This is a genomic window from Stieleria sedimenti, from assembly GCF_025060895.1.
Taxonomy (GTDB): domain Bacteria; phylum Planctomycetota; class Planctomycetia; order Pirellulales; family Pirellulaceae; genus Stieleria; species Stieleria sedimenti.
Map to the genome: position 1 here is coordinate 1 of NZ_JANZKV010000002.1, position 26610 is coordinate 26610.

18 protein-coding genes and 1 tRNA gene are annotated in these 26610 nt (G+C 59.0%); 8 read left to right on the top strand and 11 right to left on the bottom strand.

Translation table 11 applies throughout. The features are described 5' to 3' along the window. Positions 1-134: 134 nt before the first annotated feature. The gene (locus NZK35_RS00180; protein ID WP_259630582.1) at positions 135-1334 is read right to left on the bottom strand and encodes a trans-sulfuration enzyme family protein; all 1200 of its coding nucleotides are present in this window, start codon (positions 1332-1334) and stop codon (positions 135-137) included. Next, the gene (locus NZK35_RS00185; protein WP_259630583.1) at positions 1331-2512 is read right to left on the bottom strand and encodes a trans-sulfuration enzyme family protein; all 1182 of its coding nucleotides are present in this window, start codon (positions 2510-2512) and stop codon (positions 1331-1333) included. The genes NZK35_RS00180 and NZK35_RS00185 overlap by 4 nt, the downstream gene beginning before the upstream one ends. A gap of 385 nt (positions 2513-2897) precedes the next feature. Here NZK35_RS00185 and NZK35_RS00190 point away from each other — a divergent pair, with 385 nt between their 5' ends. After that, a complete protein-coding gene (locus NZK35_RS00190) occupies positions 2898-4301 on the top strand; it encodes a hypothetical protein (RefSeq protein WP_259630584.1) in 1404 nt (467 codons plus the stop codon). Positions 4302-4742: 441 nt separating this feature from the next. Further along, positions 4743-6281: a HEAT repeat domain-containing protein gene (locus tag NZK35_RS00195; protein ID WP_259630585.1), complete on the top strand. Its 1539-nt coding sequence runs from the start codon at positions 4743-4745 to the stop codon at positions 6279-6281. Positions 6282-6386: 105 nt separating this feature from the next. Here the strand turns inward: NZK35_RS00195 and NZK35_RS00200 are convergent. Then, positions 6387-6460 (bottom strand) — tRNA-Ile (locus NZK35_RS00200). Between the two features lie 442 nt (positions 6461-6902). Then, positions 6903-8051 (bottom strand): hypothetical protein, encoded by a 1149-nt coding sequence (locus tag NZK35_RS00205; protein ID WP_259630586.1) that lies wholly within the window; start codon positions 8049-8051, stop codon positions 6903-6905. A 1761-nt stretch (positions 8052-9812) separates the two neighbouring features. Here NZK35_RS00205 and NZK35_RS00210 point away from each other — a divergent pair. Further along, on the top strand, positions 9813-10940 hold the full coding sequence (locus tag NZK35_RS00210) for a patatin-like phospholipase family protein (RefSeq protein WP_259630587.1): 1128 nt from the start codon (positions 9813-9815) through the stop codon (positions 10938-10940). A gap of 50 nt (positions 10941-10990) precedes the next feature. Beyond that, positions 10991-11644 (top strand): hypothetical protein, encoded by a 654-nt coding sequence (locus NZK35_RS00215; RefSeq protein WP_259630588.1) that lies wholly within the window; start codon positions 10991-10993, stop codon positions 11642-11644. Positions 11645-11861: 217 nt separating this feature from the next. Here NZK35_RS00215 and NZK35_RS00220 read toward each other — a convergent pair whose 3' ends face one another. Next, positions 11862-12713 (bottom strand): hypothetical protein, encoded by an 852-nt coding sequence (locus NZK35_RS00220; RefSeq protein WP_259630589.1) that lies wholly within the window; start codon positions 12711-12713, stop codon positions 11862-11864. Between the two features lie 179 nt (positions 12714-12892). Between NZK35_RS00220 and NZK35_RS00225 the strand changes: the two genes are divergently transcribed. Beyond that, complete coding sequence (locus tag NZK35_RS00225; protein WP_259630590.1) at positions 12893-13801, top strand: 3-methyl-2-oxobutanoate hydroxymethyltransferase; 909 nt, start codon at positions 12893-12895, stop codon at positions 13799-13801. A 104-nt stretch (positions 13802-13905) separates the two neighbouring features. Here the strand turns inward: NZK35_RS00225 and NZK35_RS00230 are convergent, their stop codons facing one another. Continuing rightward, positions 13906-15084: an EF-hand domain-containing protein gene (locus NZK35_RS00230; RefSeq protein ID WP_259630591.1), complete on the bottom strand. Its 1179-nt coding sequence runs from the start codon at positions 15082-15084 to the stop codon at positions 13906-13908. A gap of 304 nt (positions 15085-15388) precedes the next feature. Here NZK35_RS00230 and NZK35_RS00235 point away from each other — a divergent pair, with 304 nt between their 5' ends. Both NZK35_RS00235 and NZK35_RS00240 read left to right on the top strand, forming a co-directional pair. Continuing rightward, a complete protein-coding gene (locus tag NZK35_RS00235) occupies positions 15389-16105 on the top strand; it encodes an SIMPL domain-containing protein (RefSeq protein ID WP_259630592.1) in 717 nt (238 codons plus the stop codon). Positions 16106-16398: 293 nt separating this feature from the next. Further along, positions 16399-18279: a sulfatase family protein gene (locus NZK35_RS00240; protein ID WP_259630593.1), complete on the top strand. Its 1881-nt coding sequence runs from the start codon at positions 16399-16401 to the stop codon at positions 18277-18279. A 195-nt stretch (positions 18280-18474) separates the two neighbouring features. On the opposite strand, the gene NZK35_RS00245 is transcribed toward NZK35_RS00240, so the two are convergent. From NZK35_RS00245 to NZK35_RS00265, 5 genes are all read right to left on the bottom strand, one after another. Further along, on the bottom strand, positions 18475-20109 hold the full coding sequence (locus tag NZK35_RS00245) for a sulfatase family protein (protein ID WP_259630594.1): 1635 nt from the start codon (positions 20107-20109) through the stop codon (positions 18475-18477). 40 nt (positions 20110-20149) lie between these two features. Continuing rightward, positions 20150-21571 carry an AI-2E family transporter gene (locus NZK35_RS00250; protein WP_259630595.1) on the bottom strand — a complete coding sequence of 474 codons (1422 nt, stop codon included), beginning with the start codon at positions 21569-21571 and terminating at the stop codon, positions 20150-20152. 48 nt (positions 21572-21619) lie between these two features. After that, positions 21620-22468 (bottom strand): hypothetical protein, encoded by an 849-nt coding sequence (locus NZK35_RS00255; protein ID WP_259630596.1) that lies wholly within the window; start codon positions 22466-22468, stop codon positions 21620-21622. Positions 22469-22481: 13 nt separating this feature from the next. After that, positions 22482-24020, bottom strand: a complete 1539-nt coding sequence (locus NZK35_RS00260) for a hypothetical protein (RefSeq protein ID WP_259630597.1) — start codon at positions 24018-24020, stop codon at positions 22482-22484. Positions 24021-24271: 251 nt separating this feature from the next. Further along, positions 24272-25120, bottom strand: a complete 849-nt coding sequence (locus NZK35_RS00265) for a DUF1571 domain-containing protein (RefSeq protein WP_259630598.1) — start codon at positions 25118-25120, stop codon at positions 24272-24274. A 206-nt stretch (positions 25121-25326) separates the two neighbouring features. On the opposite strand from NZK35_RS00265, the gene NZK35_RS00270 reads away from it, so the two are divergent. Continuing rightward, positions 25327-26574 carry a serine hydrolase domain-containing protein gene (locus NZK35_RS00270; RefSeq protein WP_259630599.1) on the top strand — a complete coding sequence of 416 codons (1248 nt, stop codon included), beginning with the start codon at positions 25327-25329 and terminating at the stop codon, positions 26572-26574. Positions 26575-26610 lie beyond the last annotated feature (36 nt).

Genomic DNA, 26610 nt, shown 5'->3' on the forward strand with positions numbered 1-26610 from the left:
TCCGGTGTGTTGGCAAAGATGCGCAAGCCGGAGGGCTTGCGCCCTGCCGCTAAAACCTCGTCCAACACAGGAAATAAATCGTTCACGGCGTAGGGCGGAGCGCGGGAACCAGGGGACAAGGAGATGCCGGTCGCTCACGCGTCCCGTTGGGAAGCCGCGTTGATCGCGCGGGCCAGATCATCGCGTAGGTCTTCAAGCGATTCCAACCCCACCGACAAGCGGATCAATCCGTCGGTGATGCCGAACCGGGCGCGATCGGCGGCGTCATAGCTGGCGTGGGACATCGTTGCCGGTTGCTCGATCAACGATTCGACCGCCCCGAGGCTGACCGCCAAGTGAAACAGCTTGGTCGACTCGCACACCGCCGCGGTTTCCTCGATGCCCGCATCCAACTCGAACGTCACCATCGCCCCGAATCCGCCGACGAGTGTCTTGCGCGCCAACTCGTGTTGCGGGTGACTTTCCAGCCCCGGATACAGCACCATGCGAACCTTCGGATGTTGCTCCAGCCACCGTGCCAAGGCGAGCGCGGTCTTGGACTGTTCCCGGATCCGCAGATCCAACGTCTTCAATCCGCGGCTGACCAAGAAACAGCTCAGGGGATCCAGCACTGCGCCGGTCGCATTTTGGATGAAGTAGAGCCGATCCAAGAGTTCTTGATCGGCCACCGCCAGCGTGCCGCCCAAGCAGTCGCTGTGACCGCCCAGGTACTTGGTGGCCGAGTGCATGACGATGTCGATGCCGTGTTCCAGCGGTCGCACCAGCGCCGGTGTCCCGAAAGTGTTGTCGACACCGATGATCACGCCACGTTCTTTCGCGATAGACGCCAACGCCGACGGATCGGGGATCGTCAGCCGCGGGTTGCCGATCGTTTCCGCCCAAATCAATTTCGTCCGATCGTTGACCGCTGCGGCGACGGCGGCGGGGTCGGTCATGTCGACCAGCGTGACATCAATCCCGCTTCGATTGCAGATCTTGTGCAGCAATCGATACGCACCGCCATACAGGTCGCATCCGGAGACGACATGGTCGCCGTTTTCCAACAGCATCGTGACGCAGTGGATGGCGGCCATGCCACTGGAAAATGCCAACGCACCGACGCCCGACTCCAGCGACGCCAGCGTGGTTTGCAGATTGCTTCGCGTCGGGTTGCCGCTTCGCGAGTAGTCGAACTGGCCCCACTCGCCCGCACCGGGTTGGCGAAACGTGCTGGCCAAATGGATCGGCGGGACGACCGCACCGGTCGCCGGATCGATCTCGTTGCCGACGTGAATCGCGCGGGTCCGGAAAGAACTCTCGACCGCCGACACCGGGTGTCCGTCCTGATCGCTCATACCGACAGAGCCTGCTCCAGGTCGGCGATCAAGTCATCACCGTTTTCGATCCCGCAGGACATGCGGATCATGTTGTCAGCGATCCCGAACCGAACGCGGTCTTCGGGGGTGCAATGGAAGTAGCTCATCACCAACGGTTGTTCGATCAGCGATTCCACGCCGCCCAGACTCGGGGCGATTCGCGGGATACGAGCCGCATCGACGATGTTGGCCGTTTGTTTCCAATCGGCGTCGCGAATCGTAAACGTGATCAACCCGCCAAAGCCACGCATTTGGGCCGCGGCGATGGCGTGCGTCGGATGGCTTTTCAGCCCCGGGTAATAGACACGCTCGACGCGTGGGTGCGACTCCAGGAACTCGGCGATGCGGAGCCCGTTTTCGTTTTGACGCTGCATCCGCAATTCAAACGTCTTCAACCCGCGTTCGAGAAGGTACAGATTGTGGGGCGAGCTGATGTTGCCCAGGATGCCGCGCATGCTGCGAACGGCTTCTAGTTGCTCGCTGCGTCCGCAAAGCACGCCGGCCAGCAGGTCGTTGTGCCCGCCCAGATACTTCGTTGCCGAGTGCAGCACGTAATCGACGCCGTACTCGGTGGGATTCATGTTGTAGGGCGTCGCCAGCGTCGCATCGATCAACGTCTCGACTTCGTTGGCTTTGCCGACGGCGGCGAATTTTTCCAGATCGATGACCGACAGGTGTGGATTGGTCGGCGATTCGCTGACCAACATTTTGGTGTTGCGGTTGATCGCCGCTTCCATCGCGTCGTAATCACCGGTCGTCACTTGGCGGGTGACCACCCCGAAACGCGAAAGGTGTTTGGCACAGAACTCCCGACTGCGGTGATAACACTGGTCGAAGAAAACAATTTCGTCGCCGGCGGACAGTTTGGTCATCAGCAGGCCGACGATCGCCGACATGCCGCTGCCATAAACGATCGCTTCGTCGCACTTTTCCAGCGCGGCAATCTTGGCCTCGACACTGCGTTCGTTGGGATTGCCGTAGCGTCCGTATTCCTCACGCTGCTCTTCGCCGTTGACGAACCGAAGCAGATCCTCGGTCGATTCAAACGTGAAGGTGGCGGCGGTGTAGATCGGGGTGGCAATGCTGCCGGAGTCTTTCTGGCGAGCTTCCCCGGCGTGAACGCATTGCGTGGACAGTCCGGCACGTCGTGTGGGCATCGTCCCTGGCCTCTCCGTAACACGTTCCACCCTCGAATTCGCGGCCGGATCGTTCGCCGGCAGGGAAACGTTGCCTTGGTCAGAAGGCGTGATCGACGAAGGCGACGTGGCGTCACCGCTTGTTTGCTTTGTTTGCATGGCTCTTTAGCAGTAAGGCTGCAAGTGGCCGTAAATCCCATGAATTACGATTCGGACGGAAGATCGACCGAAATGTCACTCCCCACAGACTAGCTGCACGGGATAGAATCGACAAGCGAAAACGTGTTGACGCGACGGCAGCTCGCCTCCTTGGGACCCATTTAGCGGCATGATCGGTTCATTTTCTCAGCCCTGGCCAAATCGCCACCGTAGCCCGGCCTACGGCTCCCCTGCGTACCGAACACGGGTGTGGTGTGCGATTGTCGCGGCGGTGCACCTCTGCCTTTGGGGGGGCAGCGGTCTGGGGACCGCTGGCCTGGAGACCGTCGCGATCGGTCAAGAACCGGTTGCTCCGCCGGAAATCCGCCCCACCGCCGAGGCGGCAGCCGCCGGAAATCCGGTCGCCGACGATTTGGCGGAACAGGCCCGCCGACTCGTCGATGGGCTGCGCAGCGACCAATTCGCCGTCCGTGAACTCGCCTCCGAACAACTGTTTCGCCTCGGCCCGGCCTGCTTGCCGATCCTGCGAGCAACCCGTCGCCAAAGCAGCGACACCGAGCAATCCGACCGCTTGGACCGCATTATCGATTCGCTGGCCAAGCAGAACCTGGAATCCCGAATCCGCTCGTTCTTGCAAGGCGGGCCGTCGGAACTGGAGAATTGGCCCGAACTGGAAAAGTGGTTTGGCGATTCGCCGCGAATCCGCGAGCTGTTTGTCGACCTGTATCGCGAGCACCCCTACTTGGTCGATGCGCTCGGCGGCACACCCCAACAACTCTCGATGGGACTCTCGCGCGTGCACCGCCGGCTGTTCGAACGCGGCGTCGGCCCCCGCGAAACCCCGCAGCGTGTCGACTTGATCGCGTTGCTGTTGCCGATGACGGATCCCAATTTTCAAGCCGCCCCACGATCCGATTTGATCGTCGCGTCGCTGTTACAGCTTTACCCCGCCAACGACTTTCGAAAGGATGCCGTCTTTGGCGAACCGTTCATGCGAATGGTCGCCAAGTGGATGTCTCGCAGCGACCTGAGCATCCGCGAAAAGGTGCTGCGTCTGGCGCTGCAGTGGGAGATGGACATCGGCCTGACGCTCGCCGTGGAAACCCTGAAACAAAACCCGGACCCCATTTTGTTGTGCCGCTGTATGCAAACGATCTCGCGACAGGGGACGCGTGAGCATGCGGTCTTGCTGGCCGCGTACATCAACGACCCAACCGTCGTGTTCCAAAAACGCTACCTGGGCGTCCGCGGCGGTGAAGTCCAGGTGGGCGACGTCGCAGCCGCCTCGATCGCCCTGCTCAACTCCGTTCCGGTCACCGAAATCGGCTTCGCCGAACCCGCCGAACACCCGATTTTCGGGATCATCTACGAAGAGCTGGTGGTGCCGTTGAAGGTGCCGACGAAATCCGCCGGCGGTGACCAGGACGATGACAGCAACGACGACAAGGACGGGGACACAGCGGACTCTGCCGACGACGAATTCCTGGACGAAGACGACCTGACTCCGCTTCAACCAGGCGACCTGTCGCCGAAGGAAATCGCACGCTTGATCGAACACGCCAAGCGGCGGGAAGCCGCCCGAGTCGAAATCCGCCTCAAGGCGCTCGAACTCGTCCCGGCCGCTGCGGCGGAGGCTCCTCAAAAGAGCTGACCACAGTGCCGGTCTCCCATGGCGGAGCCGGAACTTGGGTGCGCTAGTGCGACCCCAAACTTTGATGTGGCACGCCGCGGGACGTCGATTCTTTTACTGCAGGATTTGGCAACCGATTTAGATTCTCTCCCTCTGGGAGAGACGGCGTTTGCGCAGCAAGCAAACGCCAGAGAGGGGACGTCCCCTGGCGTGAAACCGCTGCCGCGGTGGAACGAGAAGTGCGTCAGTAATACAATTGATGTCCTCCGGGAGAGTGACTTCTTCACCTGATGCCTAGGGAGTCGAGTGAAGCGAGGGAAGGTCGAACGGTGAATCGCCACGTCCACTCAACGACTTAAAAACTGCACGACCGCGGCGGTGGACGGACCTTGATGGACCGCTGCCTTCCGGTTATCACTCCGAAGCTGGAAGCTTACGCCACTTTCCCGGACCTTTTTTGTCGTGTCGATCCAGCAGACCACCACTTCGCTCCTCGGCCGCGACACTGACCCGGTCGCCGCCGGTTACCAGCTTCGCGACCTGGCCACCGGCGATGCCGCCTCCGCCGTCGCCATTCTGTGCCAGCTCGCCGGCGCCCGGGACCGCCTGGCCGAATCGGACCCCGCCATCATCGGCGCCTTGCTGCGGGTCGTGCACACGCTGCTGGCTCAAGATCGCTCCGAGTCGTCGCTGGAGATCATCGGCTCGCTGACGCCGGAGGTGATGGAGCAGATCGACGACTCGCTGCCGCCGGAAACCTCCAATCGCCATCTGTTATTGCACCTGTTGACGATGGCCCGTTCACGCGAGTCGCTGCAGGTGTTCGTCGAGATTTTGAAGCAGCGGCCGCCGACGGATTGGATGGACGCCGCTCAGATGCTCAGCCCGCTGATGCAATACGACGATTGGCCGGTCGACGCCGTGTTCCCCGCCGCGCTGGAGTGTCTTGCTGAACCCGCGCTCGCCGCGTCGCTGTTGGATCTGGCCAACTACCTGACCCGTCACGGTCGCGTCGCCGAGCACCCTGCCGCGGGCATCCTCGACACGCTGACCGCACTGCTCGGACAAGTCTCCAGCCGCCTCGGATTTTTTGAAGACAACCCGCGCGCCTTCGGTGACGACGTGCCGACGGTCCAGAAGCGTCTGGCCGAAGCGGTGGCGCTGGCGGTCGCGTTGTGCGATTCGCTGGCGTTGATCGGCGACGAGTCCGCGATCGCAAAACTGAACCAAACCGTCTTGCTGCGACACCGGCGGGTGCAGTGCGAAGCCGCCGGGGCGCTGGCGAAACTTGGCGACGCAGAAGGCCGCAAGCGATTGATCGAACTCGCCGGCGATCCCGCCGCACGCTTGCGCGCGATCGCCTACGCCGACGAACTGGACTTCGGCAACGAGATCGACGAAGCCTATCGCACCCCCGACGCGACGGCGGAGGCCGAGATGGCGTTGTGGCTCAGCCAGCCCCATCAAATGGGTGTGCCGCCGACCAACGTCGAAGTCGCCGCATCACGCCGATTGCTTTGGCCCAGCTTCGATGATCCGGTTGACGTGACGCTGGTGCGGTTCGAATACAACATGGGCGAACGGGGCTACAGCAACATCGGCATGACCGGGCCGGCAGTCTTCACGATGGCCTGCGACCTGGCGGACATGCCGATCGACGACATCTTTGCGATCTACGCCGGCTGGCACGCCGACCACCAAGACATCTTTTCTGTCCCGACCGAAGCGATGAACGAAGCCCAGCGACGGGCGATGGAAACGTTCCAACAGCACCTGCAACACCTCGGCTACGAGGAACTCAAACCCGTGCTGCTGGGGCTGTTCCTGGACGAGCGGGCCGGCGTGTTCACCGCGACCCGCGAAGGCACCGCATGTGTCGTCATCACCGACGGCTTAGAAACGATCGACCAAGCGACCGCCGGACGCAGCCGCCCCTTGAGCGGCGAAGATCTGTTCAACCTGTACAAGGGACGAAAGATGCTGCGGACGTTCAACCCGTAAGACGCGTCACGTGCGCCAACAGGGCAGCGCGGAGCGTTCTTGTTAGCGGCAGGGCGCGAGCCCTCCGGTCGTTCACGGTTAAAAAATGCTTCCCAGCGTTGCCAATAGGGGTGGCAGGACTCGAACCCGCGACCAAGGAATTATGAGTTCCCTGCTCTAACCGACTGAGCTACACCCCCGGTGCCGGCCGACGATTCTAGCCCAAATCCGGGCCCGTTCGAAGCCGGGCAGCGCCGTAACGCGCGGGGAATCCCTGACCACCGTTTGAGTCAAAAACAGGCCTCCACCGGACCAATGCCCGATTTTTTGACCACCAAATATTCTGACCAGCGTCTTCTCTCCAGCAACCCCCATCGGGGACAGAGCACGCGTGCGACCAGTGAATCGAGTTCCGGAAGTGTGGACCAGAAGAGGTAACCCACCGATAGCAGCACGAACCCACGGATCATCTTGACGGCGGTCGTTGGCACCAGCATCCCGGCTCTTCCCAATCATTCTGCCCCGGATCATTCTGCCATCCATCGACCGGCACCGCAAAACAGTCGGCAGTGCCAATTCGTCGAGAGCTGGCACTGACGGAGATCCTCCGCGGGCGTTTTCTTGAGAACGGTTTTTTTACAACTACTCTCGCCGGGACTGTGACACAACGGTCACTTGCGGCACGATGGATTGCACCAGTTCGTCAAGCCTTTCCCAATCGTTTGCTAAAAAATCCTGGATCGGAATCTCGAACATCGAGTGATCATGGGAAACAACCGCGACGGTCGTTTCGCCGATCCGAAGCTGCTCGACGTCGCTCCACTGGACCACTTTTTCATGATCTTCGTGGCAAACATGCAGGCCAGTCGGGTGCATCCAGCCCCATTGGAATGCCTGCGGTTCCGAAGTCCCCGGCAGGACCTGGCGGCGTACGGCCAACGCTTTCTCTAAGGCGACCCAGCAGAGCGCTGCGGCTATCGATGCGGCGATCATCATCTCGCTCAGAAGCAGGATGAACGCGAGCGAACCGGCGATGAACGCCATCGCCCCCGGCCAGTAGAAGCTGAATGCCCCAGAATTCAACGCTGAACTCGAATTCCGATTGGGAATTGGAATCTCAAATCGCAACGCGTCGCTTGGTGCTTTGCTCCAATCAAGACTGCAGCGAAAAACCGGCTCGCTCTCATCGACCGCACGAAACCGATTGATCTGCTCTCGCGCCGACGGAAAGTCATACCCATCAATGCATCGTGCCGGGATGCCGATCAAACCGGTCCTTGGAAAACTCAGGTCGAGTCGAATGCCGTTGCGATTGACGGTCACGCCGGAAAAGCTCGACCAGGTGTACTGGACTTTGGTCACATGCTTGTTGAACAGAAACAGCCCATTCGAATTGATTTCACCGCTCAAACCCCCAATCAGACTTGGCTGCATTCGGACCAGCCTTCTCGCGATCCGTGAGCGCGTCGTCGCCCAGAATGCCGCACCGCAAATCATTGCCAACATCGAAACGAATGCGAGTGCGGCGGCGGTAAAACGAATCGAGGTCTGGGCGGAAAGTCCAGCGAAAGCGAGCACAGCGAGAAAGGGGCCGATTACCAGTACGCACAAGCCAAGCAGAACGAGGTTGATCCATGACACCGAAAGAAGTCGTGCGATGTCATCCTCGGTGACTTCGCCGCTAAACTCGTATTGATCGGATACGGCGGGATCGAAATCGAAAGCCGGTGGTCGGTATGGATTTTCGAACACAATCGCCGCCCAAACGCCTTCGCTGTCACACGTAGTCAAGCTTGAGTCGCGATTGTATCAGCAAAAAGGGCGACAGGTTTGTCAGCGTCGACAAGATCGCCAACGCCTTTTTGCTTTGAGTTTCACCCGCCGAACATTGACCGGCGACTATCCGTTCTCCTGGCGTTCGTCTGCAAGTTCGGATCTGATGAACTCTTCGATCGGTTCATAATATTCCTCGACCGACCGGATTGCAAACCATCTGGAAGAGCATTCGACAGACACGGAATTTGACAGGGGGTTGGCGGCCCTTCGCCTTCAATCAGCGCGAGGGGTCACCCTGATCGTATGATTCGGGTTGTGCGGGCAATCGACTCGGCAACTGGTCGGCCAAGCCCGGGACCTTCGTTGCAATCAACCGCTACGCAGGTAGTCTTCCGGATCTAGTATTCGACTTCGAAGTCAAACCAAGTGGGACACCATGGCGATTTGCGAACACTGTCACGCCGGAGTTGAGATTCCTGAAGGGAGAGCGTGGATCGACTGCGGATCGTGCGGCCGGGTGGCATTTGGATTCAGTGAGCGAGAGTATTCAGCGCAGCGACGGGTACGAGAGATCGCGGGTCCAAAGAGTCTTGAGGGGCGTGCCTTGACTGCTGCGAAAGATCTTCGCAAATGGTTGAGAGCCACGACACCTCCGGGCTTCAGTTGGGTGCGGATGTGGGGGACGTGCAGCAGCGCTGTCGGCTTCAAGTTCGAAGATGATGGCAGTGTCTTGCTTTACAATCCCAACAACCCGAACCTCGGCCGTCCATCACTTACTCGTCGAGAAGTCACCATTGGTGCAACCGTGATGAGGCGACGCAAAGCTCGGGAGCTTCGTTTCACCGAAAGCGTGCTCGGGCAGCCTCAGGGAGTGATTCAGTTTAAGGACTACACCTTGGAGGGTTAATCGACTGAGCAACACTCCCGGTCGTTGGCGACCGCCTTGGAACGTCGCTTCTTTTACTGCAGGATCTGGCAACCGATTTAGATTCTCTCCCTCTGGGAGAGACGGCGTTTGCGCAGCAAGCAAACGCCAGAGAGGGCCCGCGCTGCGAAAGACTTGGGGCCTTGCGCTACGATCAAATCCGTCACTGAGACAATGGACGTCCCCTGGCGAACCGAGCCGAGCGATCCTTGATCCACCACGGCACAACGCATGAAAGTGCGGGCATTCTGCGCCCCCTCGGTCGCCGCTTGCCGGTAATCTGTCCATCAAACCTCAGCAAGACGAAAGCGCTCTCACGACATCCAAGCCATAACGATGACGAAAAGTAACGCAGCGATGGCGAACGTGATCATTAGCCCTCCACAGCCAATGGAATTGTTGGGTCCACCTACATCGCCGAAAAAATCGAAGTCGTCTAGCAAGGTACTGACTCATTGGTGGATTGAGTAAAAGGCCGATGGCAGTTAGGACCGTTTTTATCGTAACCCGAAACAGCGGACGCGGTCGCTGCCGACGAGGAGATGCCCTCTGACGAGCTGTCTTTTCTCGCTGCTTCGATCAGTCGGACCCGTCTGATCAGACCGATCCGACTGATCTTCCCACGCTGAAGTTGGATAAATTTCGCTGACTTACAAACTCCGAGAAATGCTTTCGGTGCCCACGACCGAGGCGAGTTTTGATACTCCGGCGGCAAAACGCTCGCTTGCCGGATTGATCTGGATCTGGCGTTTGCTGCGACATTAGGATCGCCGCGTCGTCTGACTCGCACGTCTCTCCCGGTTGCGTGAGTCCTTTGAAAATCCAGTTTCACGCCATCGCCGCTCTGTTTCATGAAGATCTCCCTGGCATTTTCCGGCGGTGGCGTCCGTGCGACGGTGTTTCACCTCGGTGTTCTGGCTCGGCTGGCGCGGCAGGATTTGCTGGGCAACGTGGAAATCGTCTCCAGCGTTTCCGGGGGCAGCTTGGCTGCCGGGCTGGTCATCGCATCGGCCGGTTACCGTTGGCCGACTAGCGAACAATACCTGCATGACATCGTGCCCCGATGCCTTGCACTGCTGACGACGCAAAACGTGCAGCGGACTTACGTCCTGAACTCGCTGCTGTTTCCGTGGCGACTGGCGACCGGTCGAGCATCGGTGCTAGGCGACGCGTTGGAAAGCAAATGGGGCATCAAGGGATCGCTTGCTGATTTGCCCGTCGCGCCACGCTGGATCATCAATGCGACCTGCTATCAGACCGGCAAGAACTGGCGTTTCCAACGCGACTTGATGGGCGACTATCAAACCAAGTACGTCACGGATCCCGATTTCCGCTTGTCGCACGCGCTGGCCGCGTCGGCCGCGGTTCCCGGTTTGATCGGCCCGCTGCGTCTCCCATCGCGCCGACACCGGTGGAGCGAGTTTCGTGATGGCGATTGGCACAGAATCTCGCCAAAGTACCAACACCTCCACCTTTGGGACGGCGGTGTGTACGACAACTTGGGCGTCGAGTCGCTGTTCAAACCCGGCGAAGGCCTGTGCGATGGCACCGATTTCCTGATCGTGTGCGACGCCTCGCGCCCGCTCTCGAGCGAAACCCGGCAATCACGCTGGCGGCCCGGCTACTTGAAGGCATCGATGCGGCTGGTCGACATCGCGACCGACCAGGTTCGCAGTCTGCGGACCAGAATGCTGATGGAGTACTTTATCCAGAACCCGGGAAAGGGCACGTATTTGCGTTTGGGGTTGGCGACGAAGAAGGTTTACGCACGCCATCCCGGCGCCGGCAAACCCGCCTTGACCGACGACGAAGTCAGCCGGGTTTCGCGGATCGAAACCACACTGCGTCGGCTCACCCACAGCGAGTTCAGCCTGCTGTTCCGCCACGGCTTCGAAGTCGCCGATGCAACGCTGTCCACCTACGGCAACGAAGCCCTCGGCCGAGTCCCCCGCAATCGAGTGCTGTTCAGAGCCGCGTGAAGTTTGGTCGGCCGTCGAAAACGGTTCTGCACAGATTCCAATGCTGTGAGTTGCTTGACAGCACCATCGAGGACCGTTCTGCTCACGGTGGATGCCTTCGCCGTGGGCAGAATTCAGAACGAGGTCTCGAATGCCTCACCGGCGTCAGGCTTTCCGTTTTCGACACGCTGATCATTGACCCGATGTTTGTCGGAAACGGGGATGACCAGTACGGCTGGATCGAAAGAACTTACCTGCAGAAATCAGAACTGCTCGAGGCGGCGAAGGTGACCCAGGGGGATGTGAGGAGCAAATGGCGATGGAAATCCGGAGTTCATGACTTTGAAATTGAGTTGGTACAGGGCAAAGCCTACGACTACCTCCCTGTAAAAGTCACGTTCAAAAGCAAAGACACGAGCAGGCCTGACCATTTTGGCGAAACCGCGATCAAGTGGAAAAAGCATCTGTCAGGGAAATTCCTTCCCTACGTGTTGAAGATGGCCTCGGAAAGCCCATTCGGCCAGAAGCAAGAACACCATCACTGGGTCCTTGACTGGCGTCTTGGAGATGAACTGCCAAGTGACTTCTTCCAGTGCGGCCTATCGGACTTCCGTACTCAGTTTACGCCCATCTACGATTTTAAGGTTGACGTCTACGCGCGTCCGAGCGGACTCATCCTCGGCACTCCATGGAAGACTCCCGAGGCACTTATTGAGGACGAGTAGTGTCGTTGGAATTGCTCATCAACGGGTGACGGATGGGGCAGCGGCTTTGCGATGGTTCGTACCGACATCCTGCCTGCGCTCTATCATTCTGCCCCGGATCATTCTGCCACCCCGATTACATGAACGATCTGTTCCCAAGCGATCTCGATCATCCAACCGCATTCGATAGGCCCAGCATTCCAGCCTGCGACGGCATCGTTGATGCCCAAACCCGCCCCTACTGATCCGGCCCGTGGCTGGACTCGATGATCACGGGTCGTTCGACCTTGATCCCCCAGGCTTTGAGCGTTTGGTAGGATTGGTCGCGGACGCCGTAGTACTTCGTGCGGGTTCGATCGTCGGCCATCTGTTCGCTGTACCGTGTGTCCTTCAGCAGCGCACGGAGCCGGTCGATGTTGGCTTCGGACTTGAAGTACCGCAGCACCTCGGCGGCCTTCGATCGGCTTGAATAGCTTTCGGAGTTCAGCAATCCGATCGCCAGCGTCTCCAGCTGCTCGTCAACGGGTACGATCAGTTGCCCGTAGGCTCCCAGCTTGGATTTGATCAGCACGTCCGGCGGAATCGGCAGACGAACGGTATGCAGCTGCCGCACGTTGGGTGGCACGCGGGCGATAATCTCCCTGGCCGCCTGGATGACAGCGTCTGGATTGCGCAGGATCGTAAAATCGGCGCGAAAGACTTCGACCTTGTCCGGCGTCAACTCAATCAACTTTGGCGAGAACTGGTGATGATCGCTGTGTGCGATCAGCAGACGGCTCGATCGCTCCTCAACGTCTTTGAACCGCGCCGTCGGGTGTTCGACGAACAGCCCCATTTTCTCGTGACGTTGCTCGAAGATCGGGTACTTGAGCGTTTCCTCCACTGCGATCGTGATGCCAGGCTTCTCCGAGCCGCCGGGGATCGGCTCGTCGCGGACCCTGACGATTCTGGCAACCCAAACCCGGTCCGCGTTGATGATCCAACTTTCCAGGCTCTCTGCGGTGTAGAACAAGGGTTGAGCCGTGGCGTGATCGCTCGCGAAGAACGCGAACCCCAAGACGACCACTGAAATTCGGCAAATGCGACGCATGCGTACCAGCTCCTGAAAGGGGCGAACCACTCGGGATTCCCTGTTGGAGTATAGCCGACGCGGTTCCGCCGTCTGGCGACGGCAGCGACGCTCGCTTTGATTCCTTCCGAGCGGTGCGATATGTTTTGCGACATCTCACACCAATTGCCGTTTCTTCTCTGGAACAGAAAATCAAATCGATGAACTCCGACGCAAACCCACCCAACGCATTGCCTCCCAGAGACGCGCACAAACGAGGGCTACACCGAACCATGACCCTCGGTGGGGCCTATGCAACCCGCAACCACACCATCAAGCACCTTCAAGATTTGAAAGGAAAAACCGTTCTCACCGAGACCATGCCGTTTACGACCAGCGAGGCGGTGGCGGCGGAAGCGGCGGGAATCGACACGCTGAAAGTCAAGTTTGATCCAGCGTATCCGGCCGGTGCACTTGCGATCCGAAACGCAGCGCCGCACACCTTCATGACGTTCTGTATCGGATTAACAAAGATTGCGACCGCGGCCGAAGCGGTCCGTGCCGGTTACGACGCCATGGAACTGGGCGCCGATGGAATCATGTGCCAATGGGGACCCGACTTCATTCGAGCCGTTGCGGATGCGGGAATTCCGGTTGAAGCTCACGCCGGCCTGGTGCCCCGCTTGAGCACCTGGACGGGAGGCCTGAGGGCGGTCGGCAAATCGATCGAAGAGGCGATGTGGGTCTACGAGCAGATTCAATCGTTTGAAGAAGCAGGAGCCTGGGCGGTGGAAGTGGAAGTCGTACCGGCCGAGTTGCTTGCACAGATCTCCAAACGTACCCGCCTGGTGACCTCGTCCATCGGTGCGGGCAGTGGCGGTGATATTCAATTCATGTTCGCCGAAGACATTTTGGGCAACCACGCTCCTCCCTATCCACGGCACACCAAACAGTATCGGAACCTGTTCAAGATGGAACAGGCGATTCAGGCGGAGCGAGTCGGGGGCTTTCGAGACTATATCGACGACGTCAAAGGCGGACGGTTTCCTGGCCCCGAACATGTGGTCAAAGCGCCGGAAGGATTGATCGACCAGTTCCTTGCCGCAGTTGACGGCGGCCAGGACAAGTAATTTCCATCAGCAGCGATGAGTGCTTCATTTTTTGACCACCCAATTTTTTGACCCGATTCTCCTTCGCAATGCGCCGCGACGAGTCCCGCGCTAACCTCCCGTCTTCAGGGCCGCTTCGTCTTCTGGATGAAACGCGCCAGTTCTTTCATGTCGACCTCTGCGTCGCCGTCTTGGTCGATCAGACTGAGCTTTTGCGGGGAGAGCGGGCTGTCGCGGTCCGCCCCGCTGGCGGTCAATTCTGACTTGGACAATTTGCGATCGCCATTGGAATCATTTCTCGCGATCAAGATCGATGCCCGGTTAGCGGATTCATCGTCGAACCCCAGAAGCTTTCGCTGCTTCGCCAAATACGTTTCGATTTCCAACAACGACAGGAGTCTGTCACCATTTTCGTCGGGGCTACCGAGGTCGGGGTCTGGGTCGGCTTGGTGAAACAGGTTCGCCGGCACTAAACCGTCGCCGTCTGGGTCGCTGCGTCGGATCACATTTCTGGCGAGCAATTGATCCGCAGGCGTCATGCCCATTCGCATGCGGCGATCGGCCAGGTATTCCGCCAGCTCCGAGACCGATAGCGATTCGTTGTCGTTTCGATCGAACTTCATCGTTGCCGAATCCAAACCGACCCTTTCGAGTTCGTCACCGGCCAATTGCCGATCCCCATTGGCATCGCCCTGGTTGATCAACGCCATCGCACCACCCTGGTCACAGCCCTTGACACCCAACTCGTCGCGAAACTTGCGTTCAAACGCCAACCCGCGAATCAGTTCATCGGGAGAAAGTTCGTCGTCGGAATTTCGATCGTAGCTTTCGATCTGATCTGAAAACGTATTGTTCTCCAGTTCCTTCAACTGCAACTTTCCGTCTCGATTGCTGTCATATCGCTTGGTGTAACGGTCGGCCAGAATCGCATCCATCTGCACGATCCCCGCCCGCTCACGTTCGGCGGCGAGTTTAAGCGTGACTTCGACGGACTGCAGGTTACCGCTGCGATTGAGATCAAAGGGGCGGATGTCTTCGCTGGTCCACTTCAGCCGCTCGTACTCGGATTTGCTCAGCGTTCCATCGTCATCCAAGTCATGCCGAGCATACAGTTTGGCGGTCGCCGTCAAATCCATTTCCAGTAGCTTGATCGAGAGCGGATCGGCCGGCTCGGATGGCGTGCCGGCGTCTTGTGCAACGAGCGATGGCGTGGCATGCAACGCGGCAACGCAGGCAAGAAGAACGAGCAGCCATGCCGGAGAACGATTGGATCGGCAACAGTGGGAGAGCATCAGGGTCGGCATCTCAGAACGGCTCCGCGTGATGGACTGAAGAGATCGGACACTTCTATTCGGCTCGTTGCCAAGTATAACCGCCATGGCGGACCAAACGTTCGACCTCCCCACGCTGCGCTCGACCCTCCCGCCAGGAGGGCGGCTATAAAAACCTGCTGCATTTTTCTCGCGGAGGCAGCGAGGTTTGATCGGTCACACGCCGTCGATTGACGCCCCATCGATGGTCCACTAGTGTGAATTCGGAGCAGCTGCTTGCAACCGACCGCCACGCCGGTGCAGCTGCACCGGTCTGATTCGAAATGGAACTCAACTTATGAACACACGTTTAACATTCGTCGCTGCCTTGCTGCTCCTCCCCCTGGGGATCGCTGCCCAGGAGCCACACTCTGAAACCGGCTCCGCCAACCGGGTGATCGTCGTCAGCGGGACGGGAGAGGTGAACGGCGTGCCCGATGTGGCCGAAATCAATGTCGGCGTTGTGGTCGAGGCAGACAGCGCCAAAGCGGCGCTGGTCGCAAACAACGATCAAATGGGGCGACTGCTGGACAAACTGAAACAGCTTGGCATCGCCGAAAAAGACATCCAGACCAGCAGTTTTAACGTCGCGCCACGCTACCAACGCTCGCGCAATCCCGACGGCCAGCCTCCCAAGATCGACGGCTATCGGGTGACTAACCAGGTTCATATCCGCGTGCGTAAAATTGAATCGCTGGGCGTCGTGCTCGATCAAGTCGTCACGGCCGGCGCGAACCAAATCAACGGCATCAGCTTTTCGATCGCCGATTCAGAAACGTTGATGGACGAAGCCCGCAACAAAGCCATCCGTGACGGCAAACGCAAAGCCGGCTTGATGGCCAAGGAAGCCGGTGTCAAGCTCGGCCAACTCGTGGAAATCCGCGACCACTCCGGCGGCGGCCAGCCCGCACCGATGCGTTTCATGGCGATGGCCGAAGCGCGTTCGTCGGTGCCGATTCAAACCGGCGAACAAACGCTCTCGGCACAGGTTCAACTGACGTTCAAGTTTGAATAGGTTCCGGAGGTGGCGCTGCGCTGACCTCCGGCTACTCGCTGCAATCCCTCCGGGATAGCTGGGACGCCGCGATGGGTGAAGGCTTTTCGCACTTGGTACGCCTGGCAGTGCGAAAAGTGAACAAGAAAGTGCAAAGCAGCTGGAGTCGGCCCCACCTGCCGCCACCGAGCTCGAGTTCGCCTGGGCCTGAAAAATTGGCACCGTCTGACAGGATCCGTTCTAATCAGGTCCTGTGACCGGCCCTCCCGAGGAGCGAGAAAGTTCGATCTCTGCAACCAACGCCCGCATTCGACATGACAATTAACCCGCTTCGTCTCGCGATCCTGTTCGCCGTGACTTCATTCACACCATTCGCCGTGGCGAAAGATCGCCCCAACATCTTATGGCTGTTCGCCGAAGACACCTCGCCGTGGATGGGGTGCTACGGCGACCCGGTCAATCAAGGACAGACACCGAACATCGATTCGCTTGCCGAGCGTGGCGTGCGATTTTCGCGAGCCTACGTTCCCGCACCGGTTTGCTCGGCATGCCGATCGGCCATCATGGCTGGGACGAATCAGATTCGCTTCGGTGCACACGAACATCGTTCCAGTCGCGGCCCGGCCAAAATCAATCTGCCCGAGAACATGAAACTGTTGCCCCAGTTGGTGAAAGAGACGGGCTACTTCACCTTTAACTTCGGCAAGGACGATTACAACTTCGTCTGGGATCAAGCGGCGACCTATTCGCTGCAAAAGAAGAACCGGGCTGCAATCGATTGGCAGGAACTGAAAGAAAACCAACCGTTCTTCGGCCAGATCCAAACGGCCGGCGGGAAGAACAACACCGCCAAGTTCCCGGCGGATCGAAAAACGGATCCAACGTCCGTGACCGTCCCGCCGGATTACCCGCAAAACCAACTCTATCGCGAAACGGTCGCACAGCACTACGACGCGATCCGAAAAGACGACGATTTCATCGGCACCGTGCTCCAGGGGCTCCGGGAATCCGGTTTGGACGACAACACGATCGTGGTCTATTTCGGCGACCACGGCGCAAACAACTTGGTGCGTCACAAGCAGATGCCGACCGAAGGCGGGTTGCACGTTCCGTTCCTCATCGCCGGTCCTTCGCCCTATGTGCCGTCACCCTGTGTTCGCGATGATCTGGTTGATCTGCTGGACCTGTCCGCGACGACGCTCGCGTGGGCCGGCGTTGACAAGCCGGATTGGTACGAAGGCCAGGATCTGTTCGCCGAGATCGTCGTCCCACGCAGCTTTGTGGCGGCCGCCAAAGATCGGCTCGACCATACCATCGATCGTGTCCGCACGATTCGCACCGACCGGTTTCGTTACACACGCAATTTCAAGACCGATCGGATCTTGCTGCAGCCCCAGTACCGAGACAAGCGACCGTTCTTGCAAAACCTTCACGAACTCTATCAGTCCGGTGAACTGTCGCCGAAGCTGACGGAAATCTATTTCGGCGAGCGGCCGGCGGAGGAGTTTTATGACGTCAAAGCCGATCCCAGCCAAGTCAACAATCTGATCAATGATCCCAAGCATCGCGACGAGATTCGGCGACACCGCCAGTTGCTCGACGAGTGGATTGCGGTCGGAGACGAAGGCGTCGACGAGGAGCCGCTTGCCGAGCTGGCCTATCAAGCCAACGGGCAGAAATGGGGCGAAGGGGTCAATCCCGAATACGAAGTCGTTCGCTCGGATAGCGATGGCGACGGATTGTCCGATGACTGGGAACGCATCAACGGACGCGACGCGTCCGACGGCCGGCTGCTGTTTACGTTTGATTGCGGCGGATGGCAAACCGAAGGCTGGAGCGGCAGCGATGAAGCGATGGGCAACATCGCGGGCCGGTTGGGATTTCTGGATTTCCGGCTTCCGGGCGGTAAGGCGATGATCACACGGCAGGGATTGAAGCTGGACCCGGCCAAGAACCAAGGTGACCTGGCCATCGATCTGCGTTCGGCGCCCGGCACCCAGGTCACTCTCATGGTCGGTGAAAGCGAGTCCACCGCCACCATGCACGACGCTACGCAGACGGTTCGCTTTCCATTGGATTGGAAAGACACCGTGCGTCAAATTGACTTGCGATTTGATGGTCCACCCGGAAGCGTCGTCGAAATCGATTCCATCGCCGTCGTGCCGGCACGGTCGTCATCGGATGGCCGCGACTAAGTAGCGTGTGGAGCTGTTTTTAGCTGCCGTCGTCAGACGGCGGCTGAAGCGGGACGGAGATGGCAGAATGATGGAGATGGCGTTTGATTCTGGCTTCGCGATCGGAGCGGTCAGGACATCATTCTGCCCCGTATGATTCTGCCACTTCCAATCCTACTGTCCCCGCCACGTGAAACGCGTGACGCGATCATGGCTTCACTGGCTGTTCTTGCGCGTCGCTTGTTCGTATTGCGCGGCCGAGATCCATTTTAGATCGTCCCAATACCCGGTGTCGTTGGGTTGGTCCGGACCAACGGTCGTTCGTCCGCGGAGGACGATCTGCGTGGCTTTGGCTTGCAGATCCATGGCGATTGTCATGTTTTCGGCGAGCACGTTTGTTGTTTCACCGGGATCTTCTTCCAGGTTGTAGAGTTCGGCGTCGGCCCGACCGTGGGGCAAAACCAGTTTCCATTTGTCTTCGGTGATCGCGAATCGACCGTTGATGGCGTGGTTGATCAGCGGTAATCGGTGACGGTTGCTCACGGGATTGACGAGTACCGATGCAAAGCTGTGACTGTCGACACCTTCGTCCGGTTGTAGGTCGATGTCGAGAAGCTCGGCGAAGGTCGCCAGCAAATCGATTTGTCCCACCGGCCGATGCCAGCTTCGTCCCGGCGACAAGATCCCCGCGGACCAGCGGACAAAGAACGGGACGCGATGGCCGCCTTCGTAGATCGAACGTTTGCCTTCGCGATAGCGGAAATTACTGCGGTGACCGAATGCTTTGATGCGTTGCTTCCACGAGCTTTCCGGACCGTTGTCGCTGGTGAACACGATCAGCGTGTTTTCCGCCAATTCGGCATCGTCGAGGAACTTGAGAATGCGGCCGACGTGGAAATCGGTTTCGATGACAAACTCGCCATAGCCGCCGCAATCACCCTGGCCGTGGAACTCGGGCAACGGGCAGACCGGGTAGTGTGGCGACGTCAGCGGCAGGTACAGAAAGAATGGTTTCTCCGAACTTGAGCCCGATGTATGCGACTGCATCCATTCGATCGCGGTGTCGGTGAACCGTGTCAAACACTGGTTGTCGATAAAGTCCGGTGCGACCTCCATGCCCTGCTTGCCGAGCGCCTGTTGCGTCGCTTCGGGGGTCGGCTGGTAGGGCGGCATGATGCGATAGTCCATGTGCCGTGCATTCGGTTTCTTGGCGGTGAAGACCGTCGGCGGCACCTTGGCATGTCGGCCTTCGAACCACGCCAGCACGCCGTAGTTGAGCGACGCGGGGACCCCAAAGAAGTAGTCGAAGCCTTTGTCCAAGGGCATGTCACGGGTCGGCTGAGACCAATCCCGGTTCTTGTGGTTCGTTCCCGGAAAGTCCATGCCGAGGTGCCATTTGCCGACCATGGCGGTCGCGTATCCGTTGTCACGCAACATCGACGCGATCGTGGTCCGTCCGTCTCCGATCAAGCATTCGCCCTCGGCGCCCATCACTCCCGTTTTCAGCGTCGTCCGCCACGAATAGCGTCCGGTCAGCAATCCGTAGCGTGACGGCGTGCAGACCGAATCGGAGGAATGCCCGTTGGTGAACGTGATCCCTTCGGCGGCCAATCGATCCAGATTCGGCGTCTTGAACTTGGCATCCGGATTCAAACAGCTGGCATCACCAAAGCCTTGGTCATCGGTATAGATGACAAGAATGTTGGGGCGAACCGGCTCGGCTTGTAGGGCCGGGGCGGAGAGGGCATGCGTCAGCAGGGCGGCAGCGGCCAGGACGCCCCACGTTGTCGTTCGGTGTCGCGAGAGTGACCGCCGAAAACCCATCGGCGTCGAAGCAAGGCGTTGGGTCATCTTGAATCCCATTGTTTAGAAGTTTGGAAGGTTGACAGCACTACGGAGCGACAGCGGGGGTTTCCAAGCGTCCGGCCATGATGTTCGCGATCTGGCGTGTCGGCTCGAATCGCTCGAGCACGATCTTGATCGCCGCGGTGATCGGCGTGGCCAGAAACATCCCGATGATGCCCCACATCATGCCCCAAAACATCAATCCCAACAGAATCGTGACGGGGTGCAGGTCGGACGAATTGCCCATCAACTTCGGCTCGACCACGTTTCCGCTGAGGATTTGGATGGCCGAAGTTGCCACGATCACCGAGACCATCCAGACGATGTTGCCGGACGGATCCAACAAGATCAACGGGATCGGCAACAAACTGGCGACGATCGGCCCGATGTTGGGAATGAAGTTCAAGAGAAACGCGAGCACCCCGAACGACAACGCCATCGGGACGCCGAACATCCGCAAGGTGAGGCCAAACACGGCGCCGGTGCCGATAGAAATCACCGTCTTCAGCGACAGGTAGCCCCGGATCTGCGAGTCGATTTCGCGCAACGTCGCGGTCTGGGCATAAGACGACTTGCCAAGCAAAAGAAAGAAAACGTAGATCAGAACGACGATGCTGGTCGACACCAGACTCAAAAAGGCCTGCAACACGACCGAAATGCCGTCACGCACGAAGGCGTCTACCAGTTCGGTGGCCTCTTGCATCCGCGACGATTCGACCGGAACACTTCGTGCGCGAATTTGCACGGTCGGAGTTTCCAGGAGCGGGAGTGATTCGTTCTCGCTTACCTCGGCATCTGCCGCGGACTCTGCAGCCGGATCGGAGCCCGGTGGGGCATCGGATGAAGCGGCGGCATCCGCCGGCGATTCAGCATCCGCCGGCGATTCAGCATCCGCCGGCGATTCAGCATTCGCTGGAGAGACAGCATCCGCCGGAGGGTTTGGGGACGCGATCGGTTCCGGAGGCTCGGTGGAGTCGACCGTGGTTTTGCGGTCGACGGCGGCGCCCGGCGGATCCAGGGGGAGAAACCCGCCGTCAGAAGTGGTGGATTGGTCGTCGTCGTTGGAAAACTTAACGCCGACAAACTTTTTTAGCGAGAGCGCGTCGAAGGAGAGCTTGTCATCGACCTTGTCCACCAATTGCCGCACACGCGTTCGGTATTCTTCTTTGTTTTTCGCCAGATCGATGATCGAGAACGAGATCGTCAACCCGAACACGCCCATCAGGCCGACCCCCAACAGAAACGCCATCCCGGCGGCGGCAACGCGTGAGACGTTGAACCGGTACTCCAGGTAAGACAGGATCGGGCCGACGCCGCTGACAATGAAACAGGCCACGACGAACGGTACCAGCACCGGTCGCAGCCAATACATCATGTAGATGCCCGCGACGCCGGCCAAGACCATCAAGCAGACCGTCTGGATCTGCTGGTCGCTGATTCGTTTTCCCGGCTGATCGGAATCTGGCATCACAAACTCATCTGCGTTGATGGGGTCAGCGTCGCGATCTCGATCAGATCACTCCGGTTGACGATTGCGGGTGGACTTGAGCTGCGAATTATAGGGGGACAGACTGCTCGGCGAGATCACCTCGGAAGGGATTTCCAAGAACCGCTCCAACGTCGCGGAGATGCGCACGATCGCGTCCCAGTTCTCCGTCACAAGCGGTTGCGAATGTGCCAGATTATTTCGCAAGGCTTCGATCTGGCCCAGCACGGTCTTGATTTGCGACCTTGAGCGATCCCAGTAGGTTTTCCGGAGTTGCTCCGATCGCGACAACAGCTGTCCCTTGTCACCGAGTTGCAAGCAGTCGATCAGGCGAACGGATTGATTGCGTCGCCGTCGTTCGGATTGGAGTGAGACAGCTTTTGCGTATCGCGACGCGGATACAAACTCGGTCCATGAGTCGTCTTGATAATGGTTGGCAACAATCCGTGTCAGGCTGAGTTCGAACAGCGTGACCATGCCGAACAGCCACATCCGCATCGGTGGTTTTTCGAAATCGTTGCGGACAATCACGCCGACGGGTTGGCCGAGCGCGGAAACCAGAAGAAACTCCGCGACCGACAGCGCGGTGACCACCGTATGGAGCGGTGTCGCCGCGGCGACGATCTGGATTTCCGAGAGTGGAACGAGTTGTTCGGTCAGGGGCCGATCGTCGTACAAGGCTTGCTCGATGCAACCGATGATCATACCGTTGTGCCGGATCCCGACGACCGACAGCGGACGATCGACCATGAAGGTCCCGACGGCATCGATATCTGCCGTCGTGTCGAAGGAAGCGATCGGCTCGGCGATGTCTTGCGCGACGAATCCCTCGTAGAACACGCGGCGCAAGCTGTCGACCGTATTCGTCTGGCCTTGCATCAGCGACCCAGGCCTAAAACTCGATCTGGTACTTCTCTGTCATCGTCCGGCGGATGCCGGCTGTTTCCTGATCAATCATCTGCCAGATTTGTTGCACCGATGCGGCGCCCGCGGTGCGTTCTTGACGCGTGATGATCGCATCGGTCCGCCCCTTTTCACGCAGCGACGCTTGACCGGCTCCGACGGTGGCCGTGTAGCCTTGGGGGCCATATCCGCCTGAGTTGTAGCCATAGCCCACGCGGTAACCGCCGCTGCTGTAGGAGTACCCGCCGGATCCCGCATTGTTGCTGGCTCGCCGATTGGAGGCCCGCATCCCGACGCCTTTCATGGACATCTCGGCACTTCGAAACAGCTCCGCGATGTTTGAGCCGTAGTTCAACAGTTCTTCGTCGACATTGAGAATGGGCAGGTTGTCGATCTTGCGGGCGTAGCGGTCGTACCACATCGCGGCTTGGCCGAAGGTTTTGACCTGGTCACGTTTCGGTTTCTCACGCAAGTCTTCGATTAACGTCGTCACCGAATTGTAGTATTGCTGGGCAGCGATCGTTTTTGCCGAGCCGTCGGGGTCCGAACCGGGCGACGACGCCAGTTGCATCGCATCGGAAAGCTCATGCGGAAGCTCCAAAATGCTCATCACGCGGCGAGCACCGTCGGTGGAGAGCGTTCCTCGAAGCATCAATGTGTTTCCACTGACCGAAGGCGTCCAATCGTGAAAGTCGTCGATCATTGCACCCTGTCGCTGCAGGACTTGGATCAGCAGTGGCTTGCCAATGTTCGCCAGCAAGCCTGCGTCAGCACTAAAATCGACTCGTACCGCTCCGACCGTCTTGTCTGTCACGGTCACTCCCAACGTGATCCCCTTGACGCCCGTGATCAGCTTGGTCAACTCGCCGAGGTCAACTCCCGACTCCTTCAGCGGTTCGAAGGCTTCCAACCGAGATTTCACCAGTTCGGCCGAAAGTGTGTCTGCGACATCCATCGCCATGATGACCGGCGTTCCGACTTCGGTTGCGTACTTGAAGGCCTGAGCCAGGTATGGCGAATACTCCGCATCGGACGTCGTCGTGTCCGTCTTCCGCAACCAGCGACTGACGTCCTGTCGGTTTGCCGGCGTGTAAGTCCCCAACAGGTCATCGGAAAGCTGAATGATGTAACGATCGTTCGGTAATTTCGCCGCCGTGCGGCCCTCCAGGTTGTCCATCGCTCCGCCGAATCGCTGGGCAACCGTCGAGACACTGCGTTTGCCTTGCAACCGGACGAGCGCCATTTCCCAAATCGATTTTCCAAATTCAAGATCGGAGCGTCCGGCCAGCAGCACCTCCTTGGCATCCGGTGGCAGGGCCGTCAGGCCTGCGTCATAGGCAGCCTTGCGGCGCGCGCTCCAGCGTTCGCGGTCTGCCACCGCCGAACCAAACATCTTGTCGGCGTTGATCATGACCAGAGTGTTTGCATCGGTCGGCACCCGGTACCGCATTCCAGAAAACGCGGACTGGGCGACCACCGTCGGCATGGTGATCGAAAACGTGACGAGAAGGAGAAGGCATCGATTCATGTTGTGGGTCCTTGGAGCACCGTGGCAAGGAGAAGTCAGAGCTTGCCTAGTGTAATGGATCCCAAGCCGGATTTCCTTGAGAAACCGCGTCTGAAATTCCTCAACTGACCCGTGAAACGAGAGGAAGCCCTGGAATAGCACGGAACGACGAGAAAAAACGCACCTCTGTCGGGGGCAGCGACTCTGCGTGTGCGGTTACGTCTCAATTCGGAGCCCCGCCGACAGCGCGTCGTGGGGCTCGCCACTTCCCGCTACCGGAAACGGTAGCTGGGATTGCTCGCATCGAAATCGAACGCCGACAGCCCGACGTTCACTTTCAAATTGAAATAGTTGTATTCTTCGTCCAGCACCGGCGGGCCACCCGGTGTTTCCGGCCACAACCAGGCTTGGTATCGAATCGGCATCTTCGTGTTGTTGTCGAAATAGACCCGCGCCCGATGGAACCGGAAATGCTCGCGACGAATCGGATGAATGACTTCCACGAGCGTGCAGCTGGTCTGGCCGAATAAATGATCGGTCTCGATTTGAACGTCACATTCGCCGTGCAAGCGATCCTGCTGTGCCGTGACGACGAATTTCTCCAGCAGGTTTTCGATCCCGATTTCCTTGATCGAATACCGCTGTCCACGCATCGCCAGCATGCCCTCGGGATCCAGCTGCGTCGTCAAAAAACTGGCGAACCCGCCTTGATGCACGATCAGGTTTCCGTTGTTGGCGTTCTCCACCCAGATCACTTCGCGACCCTTGACCGAACTGGGTTTCAAGAAATCAAGGTAGACACTCAAGGGAACCACAAGGTCTTGGCCGTCGAGCTTGCGATTGCGAATCTTCAAACTTGCGTACTGCAGCGGAGGCAAGACTCCGCCGACACGGCAACGTTTGATGAAGATCGCCGTGTAGTCGTCCACGTTGGCCCGGACGTGTTGCAGACTCTCTTCGGCGATTTCTAAGGCCGCGTCGACCGGATGCCGACGTTCCACCGGGGGAAGGCTCAACCGTGCCACCTGCTCGATTTCTTGCGCACTTGCTAGCAATGGTGCGGTTGCGAGCAATGCAATGATGATCAGCCGTCGTCTCGGCAGGAGTTGGAAGGGGTGCATCCGTTCGTTCCAGATTGAGAGAGAAGAGATTGCCGCCGTTGGCCCGGTTTTGAGGCAGGTTCTGGTGTGTACATCAATCTGGTTGCGAAGGACTAGTGATATTTTGACTAGATGTTGAGATTGCCTGCAGGTAGACGGTTCCCTACGATAAAACCGTTGCGTCTCTGATCTAATTCGGTGTGCTGATTCGTTTGGGGGAAGACAGGATGTTCACGCAGAGCGAAAGTCGTCCGACGATCCTCGGATCGGTGGCGCCGGGGTTCGAGCCAGTTCGGGCGGAATTTGAAACCAATTTTGTGTCGCGTGGCGAGCGTGGTGCCGCGTGCACGGTGTACCACCAGGGCCAAAAAGTCGTCGACTTGTGGGGCGGACGACGTTGCCATCACTCCGGAGCACGCTGGACCGAGCAAACGCTTTCGCTGGCGTTTTCGGTGACCAAGGGTATGGCGGCGGCCGTGATGGCGGTCGCCCACAGCCGGGGGCTGTTCGATCTGGACGCGCCTGTCGCAGCGTATTGGCCGGAATTTGGATGCGGCGACAAGCAAAACATTACCGTGCGTCAATTGTTGGCCCATCAGGCCGGTCTGGTGGCCATTGATCAAAAACTCAATCCCAGGATTCTGGCCGATCATGACCAGATGGCGGCGATCACGGCCAGTCAAAAACCGTTGTGGCAGCCCGGAACGAGGCACGGCTATCACACGCTGACCTTGGGCTGGTATCAGAATGAACTGATTCGCCGGGTCGACCCCGCCGGGCGGACACTGGGCGAGTTCTTCCAAGATGAGATTGCCGCTCCGCTGGGGATCGAGTTTTATATCGGACTTCCCGATTGGATCGACTCGGAACACATCAGCAGCACGCAGGGCTTTCGAAAGCTGGCCATCTTGGCCAACCTCAACCAGCTGCCGTGGAAAATGGTGATGGCCGGAATTTGGCCCCGTTCGGTCGTCTCCAAATCCATCAAGTTTCTGAAATTTGATGACCCCGCAGCGCTGGGCCGACCGGAGTACCGCGAGGTCGAGATTCCATCGGCCAACGGATTCGGTCAGGCGCGTGCCGTTGCCAAGGTCTATGACGTCTTGGCGCGGGGCGGACGGCGACTGGGAATCACGCCCGGGACCATGCAGGAACTGGTCGCCCCGCCGGTGCCACCCTCGCGCGGTTCGCGGGACGCCGTTCTAAAGATCGATACCCACTACAGTTTCGGGTTTTCTCGGCCCAGTGCCGGATTCCGCTTCGGCGCCGACGACCAGGCTTTCGGTTGCCCCGGCGCGGGCGGATCGTTTGGCATGGCTGATCCGTCCAAGCAGTTGGCCTTTGCCTACCTGACCAACACGATGAGCTTTCGCATCTTCGACGACCCGCGCGAACGGGCCGTCCGCCAAGCCGTCTATCAATGCATCGGCGCGATCCAAACGCATCGGGTGCCGTCGGACGCCAAGGTGGCGTAGCGGTGAGGCTAGGCGTCAAAAATTGACGTCCCGAGC

Excerpts from the sequence above, each read along its gene's own strand:
- NZK35_RS00180 (WP_259630582.1), bottom strand. The coding sequence starts at position 1,334 with ATGAGCGATCAGGACGGACACCCGGTGTCGGCGGTCGAGAGTTCTTTC.
- NZK35_RS00185 (WP_259630583.1), bottom strand. The coding sequence starts at position 2,512 with ATGCCCACACGACGTGCCGGACTGTCCACGCAATGCGTTCACGCCGGG.
- NZK35_RS00210 (WP_259630587.1), top strand. The coding sequence starts at position 9,813 with ATGAAGATCTCCCTGGCATTTTCCGGCGGTGGCGTCCGTGCGACGGTG.
- NZK35_RS00220 (WP_259630589.1), bottom strand. The coding sequence starts at position 12,713 with ATGCGTCGCATTTGCCGAATTTCAGTGGTCGTCTTGGGGTTCGCGTTC.
- NZK35_RS00225 (WP_259630590.1), top strand. The coding sequence starts at position 12,893 with ATGAACTCCGACGCAAACCCACCCAACGCATTGCCTCCCAGAGACGCG.
- NZK35_RS00230 (WP_259630591.1), bottom strand. The coding sequence starts at position 15,084 with ATGCCGACCCTGATGCTCTCCCACTGTTGCCGATCCAATCGTTCTCCG.
- NZK35_RS00235 (WP_259630592.1), top strand. The coding sequence starts at position 15,389 with ATGAACACACGTTTAACATTCGTCGCTGCCTTGCTGCTCCTCCCCCTG.
- NZK35_RS00240 (WP_259630593.1), top strand. The coding sequence starts at position 16,399 with ATGACAATTAACCCGCTTCGTCTCGCGATCCTGTTCGCCGTGACTTCA.
- NZK35_RS00245 (WP_259630594.1), bottom strand. The coding sequence starts at position 20,109 with ATGACCCAACGCCTTGCTTCGACGCCGATGGGTTTTCGGCGGTCACTC.
- NZK35_RS00250 (WP_259630595.1), bottom strand. The coding sequence starts at position 21,571 with ATGCCAGATTCCGATCAGCCGGGAAAACGAATCAGCGACCAGCAGATC.
- NZK35_RS00255 (WP_259630596.1), bottom strand. The coding sequence starts at position 22,468 with ATGCAAGGCCAGACGAATACGGTCGACAGCTTGCGCCGCGTGTTCTAC.
- NZK35_RS00260 (WP_259630597.1), bottom strand. The coding sequence starts at position 24,020 with ATGAATCGATGCCTTCTCCTTCTCGTCACGTTTTCGATCACCATGCCG.
- NZK35_RS00265 (WP_259630598.1), bottom strand. The coding sequence starts at position 25,120 with ATGCACCCCTTCCAACTCCTGCCGAGACGACGGCTGATCATCATTGCA.
- NZK35_RS00270 (WP_259630599.1), top strand. The coding sequence starts at position 25,327 with ATGTTCACGCAGAGCGAAAGTCGTCCGACGATCCTCGGATCGGTGGCG.